This is a genomic window from Escherichia sp. XD33, from assembly GCF_019375075.1.
GTDB lineage: Bacteria > Pseudomonadota > Gammaproteobacteria > Enterobacterales > Enterobacteriaceae > Enterobacter > Enterobacter flexneri_A.
Genome location: NZ_JAENDM010000198.1, coordinates 1 through 1109, shown reverse-complemented (window position 1 = coordinate 1109; position 1109 = coordinate 1). Strand labels below are relative to the sequence as shown.

The following is a 1109-nucleotide window of genomic DNA, read 5'->3' as shown; positions in this document are numbered from 1 at the left end:
ATCATGTCACGCTGCAGTGGCAGGAACTGGTCCGGATACAGCTGGTTGTATTTCGCGAACTCCTTCGCACTCTGTTTGAGGATAATTTTGTAGGAGGAGTTACCCCATGCCGCGCGGGCAGCACTGGAGGCCTTGTCAGAGTCAAAGTCGACGATGTTCTGTGTGATGGTGATATAGGCACCGGTATGACGGCGGGCGGTACGGTAACCTTTCTCAATAAACTCACCGACCTTGTGATTTTTGAAGTCCAGCAGACGCCATCCCTCATCAATGACGTTCAGTTTTTTGAGGTTACGCGGCGTGCGGTACATCCTGTTCTCGATGTAAATAATGAGGCTGAACATCACCGCAACCAGCAGTGACGGACGGTCTTCCAGTCCGCCCAGCTCCAGCACCACCATTTTCGCATCATCCCGCAGGGACGGCTCATCAGAGTTAAAATACCGGCCGTAAGTGCCGCCGGCGGTATATTGATCCAGCAGGACAATCATTTCATCCAGACGGCTGCGGATGGTCGGTGACTCGACATACTGGTCGTTATCACGGGCGTTTTTCAGGAAATCCACCACATCATCGATGCGCGCCCTGTTCTTTTTAGCCAGCCAGGAGGCCCTGACCGCCTGCAGCAGCAGACCTTCATGCACTTCATCCAGGTTACCGTTGGGGCTGGCCATCACCGACAACTGGTCACGGACACGCTCCGCTGACTGGTCAATATCGGTGATGTTCGCAAACGGGTTAAAACGCAGGGTTTCACCGTCCAGATACACCCCGCCCATGTTCTCACACAGGGACTTATATCCATCCCCCATGTCAAACACCACGGCAAAGCCCCCGGAGTCCAGCACGCTGCGGATAAGTGGCTGTATCAGCCCGGTTTTACCGGCCCCGGAGGTGCCACAGACCGCCATGTTGTAGTTGGTGTTATTCATCCCCCGGAAGAAAATATCGATAAACGCCAGCTGGTTACGGTAGGTGGGTGCCAGCAGACCTGCCGGTGTCAGGGGGTTATCCGCCACTAACGGCATCAGGTTGGCCACATTAAAGCTCTCTGCGCGCTGAACCACACCGGCCTCTTTCAGCTGTTTAAACAGCCCTTTCCCGGCCAT

General features: G+C 54.9%; 1 protein-coding gene. It reads right to left on the bottom strand.

Annotation, left to right across the window (positions count from 1 at the left end; translation table 11 throughout):
* Positions 1-1109 (bottom strand): helicase HerA domain-containing protein (locus tag K0778_RS26265; RefSeq protein ID WP_153520340.1); only part of this gene is annotated, 1109 nt, incomplete at both ends.